Source organism: Shimia ponticola, assembly GCF_007995215.1.
Lineage (GTDB): Bacteria > Pseudomonadota > Alphaproteobacteria > Rhodobacterales > Rhodobacteraceae > Shimia_B > Shimia_B ponticola.
In genome coordinates, this window is sequence record NZ_VCDK01000005.1 from 666,773 (window position 1) to 673,122 (window position 6,350).

Sequence of the window (6,350 nt, forward strand, 5' to 3'; positions counted from 1 at the left end):
AAGCCCTGCGCAAGAGATGAGAGGCCCGACAGCATGGCAAAACGGTGGTATTCGGTCAGCGTTCTTTCGAACTTCGAAAAGAAGATCGCCGAGCAAATTCGCCAAAAGGTCGCTGAACAGGAAATGGAAGACCAGATCGACGAAGTTCTGGTTCCAACCGAAGAAGTGATCGAAGTGCGCCGGGGCAAGAAGGTGACCGCTGAGCGGCGCTTTATGCCCGGTTATGTGCTGGTTCACATGGAAATGTCGGATGAGGGGTATCACCTGATCCAGTCGATCAACCGTGTGACCGGGTTCCTTGGGCCACAAGGCCGTCCTATGCCGATGCGCGACGCTGAAGTGAACGGTATTCTGAACCGCGTCCAAGAGGGTGAAGAAGCACCGAAGCTGATGATCAGCTTCGAGGTCGGCGAACAGGTCAAGGTCAATGACGGTCCGTTCGAGGACTTCGACGGTACAGTGGAAGAGGTCGACGACGAAAACCAGCGCCTCAAGGTCACGGTATCCATCTTTGGCCGCGCGACCCCTGTCGAACTGGAATACACGCAGGTCACAAAACAAAGCTAAGACCGAGCATTCGGTTCTGAGAAAAAACGCCGCCTTTCTGGGCGGCGTTTTGCGTTTGAGCATCGCAACTGGTGCAGTTTCGACTCATTTTCGCGAATCAGGCGCAAAAAAAGAATCACTTCCCGGAAAAACGAATCAACAAATATTGACCCGCTCAGCTGGGTCGGTGCAATTTGTAGTATGGTGAACCAGATGTAGCGATTTTGCAGAGCTGCACAGCTCCCGGGGGGGAAGAGCAATGAACATTACCAAAATACTGAAGGATCATGTGCCATGGGTGGCGCCGTCGGTTGCAATTGTTTTGGCGGCCACGGGTTTTTTCGATCGCGGCGGCAATGACGTCTCGCAACCTGCGCCTGCCAGCGTCGCCGTTGCAGCCGCCCCTCAGCCTGCAGTAGCCCCGGCGCCCGCGCCGGCCGTTGAAACGATTGCGGCGGCTCCTGCCGTGCCTGCAGCGCCTGTTGCTGCTCCTGCAGAGCAGCCCGCAGCGGTCGAGGTCACGCGCGCCGAAATTGTGGCTCCGTCCATCGCGGGGTTGGCCAACCCAACCACACAGCAGGGCGTTTCAACCGACAGGTCGTCAGTTGTCACCTTGCAAAGCGGCGTAACGCCTGTCGCGGCTGCTGCTCCGCAGCCCGCCCCGGTGCAGCAATCGCCGCTGAGCGGAGCAAATGCGGCGTCCTTCTTTGCCGCGGCTCAAGCAAATCTGGCGGCACAGAACTCTTGCAAGGCTGACTTGCGCGCATTGGTGGCACAGGCGCGGGTCTATTTCCCAAGCGGTGGTTTGAATGCGGATGCCGGCGGGATTGAACAGGCGCGCCTGATCGGAACCGTTGCACAAAATTGCCCAGGCGTTCGTATTCAGGTCGAAGGTCACTCTGACGCCTCCGGCAACCCGGCCATCAACGAACGGCTGAGCCTTCAGCGGGCGGAAACGGTCATCCAGCGCATCGCCGCATCCGGCATCGAAGAAGGGCTGTTCACTGCCAAAGGCTTTGGCTCCAGCTTTCCTTCGGGTCTGACAGGTCCACAGCCTTCGACCTTTTATGATCGCCGGGTCGAATTTTCGGTGATTGAGACGGTGACGCCGGTTGCATTCAGCTCGACGGCCAACTTTGGCACCACGGTGTCGTCCTGCGTGGCAGAGCTTCAGGCGGCGGTACTGCGCGAACAACTTTTCTTTGCGCCGCGCTCCATCGCAGTTCAGCCTGCACAAATGGATTCGGCCTATCAACTCGCCACCAAGGCAGCCGCCTGTCCAGATGCGCGCCTGCGGATCGTGGGGCAGCATACGGATGCACCCGGCATGGGCGAAAACATCTCGACCGGGTTGCTGCGCGCCAAGGCCTTGATGAGCATGCTGGTGGCGCGCGGTGTGCCTGCCGAGCAGGTGATCATTGCCGCACCATCGGTGTCGATGGCGTTGCCCGGTCAACCTTCGGCTCCAAAAAGCCGGATCGACTTTGACGTGATCATCGAAGATCTCTGATCCTGATCACGTGCCGTGAATGCGAAAGGGCAAGGCAGATCGCCTTGCCCTTTTTGCGTCCCAGGGACGGACAGACGAACGCCGCCCAAACACTTGCCAAACACACACGCCCCATCTAAACGGCACATCTGCGGTCATGGGAGGATTCTCTTGGCAGCAATCCCTGTGGGAGGCGCGCGCATCGCGATGTGCAGACCGGACCACATCACACATATCCCGACGGGCGCGCCCGGAGGGAGTTGAGAAAGGAAGATACCAATGGCTAAGAAGCTTGCTGGTACAATGAAGCTGCAGGTTCCTGCAGGTCAGGCAAACCCATCCCCACCAGTGGGTCCTGCGCTGGGTCAGCGCGGCATCAACATCATGGAATTCTGCAAGGCGTTCAACGCCAAGACGCAGGACATGGAGCCAGGCGCGCCATGCCCAACCGTGATCACCTACTATCAGGACAAGTCCTTCACGATGGACATCAAGACGCCACCAGCGTCGTACTACCTGAAGAAGGCCGCAAAGCTGAAGTCGGGCGCAAACAACCCATCGCGCGAAGTCGCGGGTTATGTGACCGCCGCGCAGGTGAAAGAAATCGCCGAAGCGAAGATGAAAGATCTCAACGCCAACGACATCGAAGGCGCAATGCAGATCATCCTGGGCTCTGCCCGCTCCATGGGCATCGAGGTGAAGTAAGATGGCAAAGCTCGGAAAACGCACCAAAGCCGCTCGTGAAGCATTCGCAGGCAAAGCCGATGTGACCGTCGAAGAGGCTGTCGCACTGGTCAAAGGCAACGCAAACGCGAAATTCGACGAAACCGTCGAAATCGCGATGAACCTGGGCGTTGACCCACGTCACGCAGACCAAATGGTCCGCGGCACGGTCTCGCTGCCAAACGGCACCGGTAAAACCGTTCGCGTTGCAGTGTTCGCACGTGGCCCAAAGGCCGACGAAGCGACTGCTGCTGGCGCAGACATCGTGGGTGCAGAAGACTTGATGGAAACCGTCCAAGGCGGCACCATCGACTTTGACCGCTGCATCGCAACCCCGGACATGATGCCCATTGTTGGCCGTCTGGGTAAGGTGCTTGGCCCACGCAACCTGATGCCGAACCCAAAGGTCGGTACCGTGACCATGGACGTCAAAGAGGCTGTCGAGGCGGCCAAAGGCGGTCAGGTTCAGTTCAAAGCTGAGAAAGCCGGTGTTGTTCACGCAGGCGTCGGCAAAGCCTCGTTCGACGAAGGCAAGCTGGTCGAAAACATCCGCGCCTTCGTGGACGCTGTTGCCAAAGCCAAACCAGCAGGCGCCAAAGGCACCTACATGAAAAAGGTCGCTATCAGCTCCACCATGGGCCCAGGCGTGACCATCGACGTGTCGAACGCGGTCAGCGAACAGTAAACGCGACGTTTCCACAGAGTTTCGAAAGGGCGCCTTTGGGCGCCCTTTTTTGTTGTGGGAATGTCACGTGTTCCCTTTTAACGCGATTTTTTAGGGCATCCTCGGACTCCTGACCGCCGACTCGGCTTACGGATCTTCACGTGGGGGCGGTTCTTGATTGAGGATCGCAATGAGTGTTCAGGGTGTAGGTGGATCAGCCGGGTCCACGTCGATTGTCCAAGACGAAGTAGTTCGCGCGCAGCTTCTAGACACATCAACGACTGACGGTCGTCGTCTTCGGAGACAGGCCAAGCTGCTGGACAAGCTCCATCTCGTGTCAGGGGTCCAGTTGGACCAAGATGCCGATCTGATCCCGCATTTCATCGATCACTATACCGGGCTGGGCGTGGTTTCGCGCCGCATTCACCTCGTACTCCACAGTGCATCCGAGGAGCGTGCCGAGCGGATGAAACATGTGCTCATTCAAGCGGGAGCGGCGAAACCTTGGACATGGGTTGGTGACTTTAAGCCCGGCGGCATGTGGCGCAGGCGCGTGCGTCTGCAAGCAGCGCGGCTGAAATTCAGCGATTGGGTCCTGGTCCCGGAAATTGATGAACTGCAGGTCTATCCCAATGGATTGGCCACAACCGTGGACGCAGCAGCCAAACGGGGGGCGGACTGGCTGAGCGGCGCGCTTTTTGATGATGCGCTGTCAAAGTCAAACGCTGCAAAGGCCCTGTTTTTTCGCGCGTCGGTTATTCCAAATCGCGATTTCACCGGAATTGATGCTGAGCGCACCGCAGCGGCGGCAATCGAAACGGCTCAAGACCGGGGCTATGATTTGAACGACCCGACCAACAGCCGGGTTGAGCGGTTGGCAAGGGCGGCAAAGTACCGTCTTTTGACGTTGTCAGCAGAGGACCTGGAGCGTGACGCGGAAGCATCGACTTTGCCCGAGCGCGCGCGTCTGACCCATGCCGTCAAATTGGCCAGATGGGATGCCGAGGCAGAGGCGATGGGCCTATCTGACCCTTCAAGAGCGGTCGCTGTTCAGGACAAGCCGAGCGATGTCGTTGCGGCTCTGCGACAAGTCTCCAAGCAAGAAGCACAGGTATTTGCAGCACCCGGCTGGCGGGTGACGCAGCTGACACCAGGCGGATTTGGGGCCGCGTGGCATTCGCATAGCTATTACGACATTCACTCGATCGATCCGGACAGCAAATTTGCTGCAGCGATCCGCAGCACGATGCCCATGCGTAGAAACCTTGCCACGGACACGGTCGAAGTCGGGGTCGTTGACCTGCATCGCGGCGGGTTTGAACCGCTCGGAACCAGTAATGCTTGGTCATGGCAGCAAGGTCCGATGGCGCAGTTCACACCAGCGGGTGACTTGATCTGGAACGATCTGGAAGACGCGCGCCATGTGGTCCGCTTATCGCTCCTTGGCACCTCCGCCATACGCACCTACGACAGGCCAGCCTATGCGGTGACGCCAGATGGGCAAGGCTATCTCTCTGTGTGCATGGCGCGGCTTTATCGTGTGCGGCCGGCCTATGGGTACGCGGGAGGCACGGAGGCGTGCCCTGATCATCCGGCCCCGCAAGATGACGGGCTGTGGTATGTTGATTTCGCCACCGGCGCATCGCGGCTGGTTCTCCCAACCGCCCAAGCTGTCGCAGCGGTGATGCGCACAATGACAAAGGAAGAGCAGTTCGCGTTTCGTCGTGGCACATTTGTCTATTGGATGAACCATGTGAAGATCAGCCCGAACGGCAAACGCTTCACATTGAAGCTGAGATGGCGTGAGCCGGGGAAACCCTTTGATGGTGCAAGCATCACTTGCAATCTGGATGGGTCTGATCTGCGGGTGCTGTCGCGGGCGACATCGCATGTCATGTGGTACGGCGACGATCATCTGTTCTGGTGGGATCTGCGCGGCAAACAGGTCGTGCTTGGCGCGGACATTCCGTTCGAGGAAGGTATCCCCCCACAACCACTTGCCCCCGGGGTGTTTGATCTGAACCCGCATGCGCGCCTGGTGCCCGGAACGTTAGATCAGATGTTCTTTGACGAGCCTTATAATTCGACGGTCAAACTGTTCATGGTCGATCTGAGGACCAAGGCCGTGGAAAGCATCGCGCAGTTTGGGGGGCACTTGCCGCCCGGCGGGCCATTCAGATGCGACCTGCATCCGGTGCCGACGCCTGACGGGCAACGTGTTCTTGTTACATCGCTGGCTAGTGGCTCTCGGCAACTCTGGATTGCTGAGCGAGACACGCAAAGCTGACAGAGTGTTATGGCCATCGAAGCTGGGTTCGGGAGGTCTCAAGCAACAAAAAACCGCGCTGAGCGTGTCAGCGCGGTTCGTTTGCGTCTCATTCATGAGATGCGAATGGTAAAATCTTACCGGATATCGATGATGCCTTGGTCGACAACTTCACCGCCGACGACCAGCTTGGCGACGACGTCATTGGTTGCGCCGAGGCCGAGGTTGATGCGGACGTCTGTGTTGGCGCCAGCGTTGACTGAGGCCATGCCCAGCACGTCACCTTTCAGCGTTTCGATCTGCACGAAACCGGCGTCCAGTGCGCGGACGTTATCGATGTTGATATAGCTTGCGCGGTCATCAGCGTCTTCGAGGATGCCCAGCGAGTTCGTTGCCGAAGCGGCGGTGGCTGTCAGGGCGATGGCGGTGGCGGCGATTGCAAATTTCTTGAACATGAGATGTCCTTTCAAAGTCGGGATGCTCATCAGAGCATGTGAAGGGGAGGGGTGGCCCCGCAGGATCGCGGGGCCGAAGGGGATGCGTCGCTCTTAGCGAACGTCGATGATGCCTTGGTCAACAACGGCACCGTCGACGACCAGCTTGGCCACAACATCATTCGTGGCGCCAAGGCCCAGATTGATGCGGACGTCGGTGTTTGCACC

6 protein-coding genes are annotated in these 6,350 nt (G+C 58.6%); 5 read left to right on the forward strand and 1 reads right to left on the reverse strand.

The features are described 5' to 3' along the window. Window positions 1–33 precede the first annotated feature (33 nt). The 5 genes from nusG to FE702_RS13440 all read left to right on the forward strand — a co-directional run bounded on the left by nusG (window position 34) and on the right by FE702_RS13440 (window position 5,709). Window positions 34–567, forward strand: coding sequence for a transcription termination/antitermination protein NusG (nusG, locus tag FE702_RS13420; RefSeq protein ID WP_147126806.1), 534 nt, complete (start codon window positions 34–36; stop codon window positions 565–567). A gap of 238 nt (window positions 568–805) precedes the next feature. Further along, the gene (locus FE702_RS13425; RefSeq protein WP_147126807.1) at window positions 806–2,056 is read left to right on the forward strand and encodes an OmpA family protein; all 1,251 of its coding nucleotides are present in this window, start codon (window positions 806–808) and stop codon (window positions 2,054–2,056) included. Window positions 2,057–2,314: 258 nt separating this feature from the next. After that, window positions 2,315–2,740, forward strand: a complete 426-nt coding sequence (gene rplK / locus FE702_RS13430; RefSeq protein ID WP_147126808.1) for a 50S ribosomal protein L11 — start codon at window positions 2,315–2,317, stop codon at window positions 2,738–2,740. Window position 2,741: 1 nt separating this feature from the next. After that, window positions 2,742–3,443 carry a 50S ribosomal protein L1 gene (gene rplA / locus FE702_RS13435; RefSeq protein WP_147126809.1) on the forward strand — a complete coding sequence of 234 codons (702 nt, stop codon included), beginning with the start codon at window positions 2,742–2,744 and terminating at the stop codon, window positions 3,441–3,443. A gap of 169 nt (window positions 3,444–3,612) precedes the next feature. Continuing rightward, window positions 3,613–5,709, forward strand: coding sequence for a glycosyltransferase family protein (locus FE702_RS13440; RefSeq protein WP_147126810.1), 2,097 nt, complete (start codon window positions 3,613–3,615; stop codon window positions 5,707–5,709). 116 nt (window positions 5,710–5,825) lie between these two features. On the opposite strand, the gene FE702_RS13445 is transcribed toward FE702_RS13440, so the two are convergent. Continuing rightward, complete coding sequence (locus tag FE702_RS13445; protein WP_147126811.1) at window positions 5,826–6,143, reverse strand: hypothetical protein; 318 nt, start codon at window positions 6,141–6,143, stop codon at window positions 5,826–5,828. Between the last annotated feature and the right edge of the window lie 207 nt (window positions 6,144–6,350).

Coding starts and splice junctions, on each gene's coding strand:
- nusG (WP_147126806.1), top strand. CDS start 34: ATGGCAAAACGGTGGTATTCGGTCAGCGTTCTTTCGAACTTCGAAAAG.
- FE702_RS13425 (WP_147126807.1), top strand. CDS start 806: ATGAACATTACCAAAATACTGAAGGATCATGTGCCATGGGTGGCGCCG.
- rplK (WP_147126808.1), top strand. CDS start 2,315: ATGGCTAAGAAGCTTGCTGGTACAATGAAGCTGCAGGTTCCTGCAGGT.
- rplA (WP_147126809.1), top strand. CDS start 2,742: ATGGCAAAGCTCGGAAAACGCACCAAAGCCGCTCGTGAAGCATTCGCA.
- FE702_RS13440 (WP_147126810.1), top strand. CDS start 3,613: ATGAGTGTTCAGGGTGTAGGTGGATCAGCCGGGTCCACGTCGATTGTC.
- FE702_RS13445 (WP_147126811.1), bottom strand. CDS start 6,143: ATGTTCAAGAAATTTGCAATCGCCGCCACCGCCATCGCCCTGACAGCC.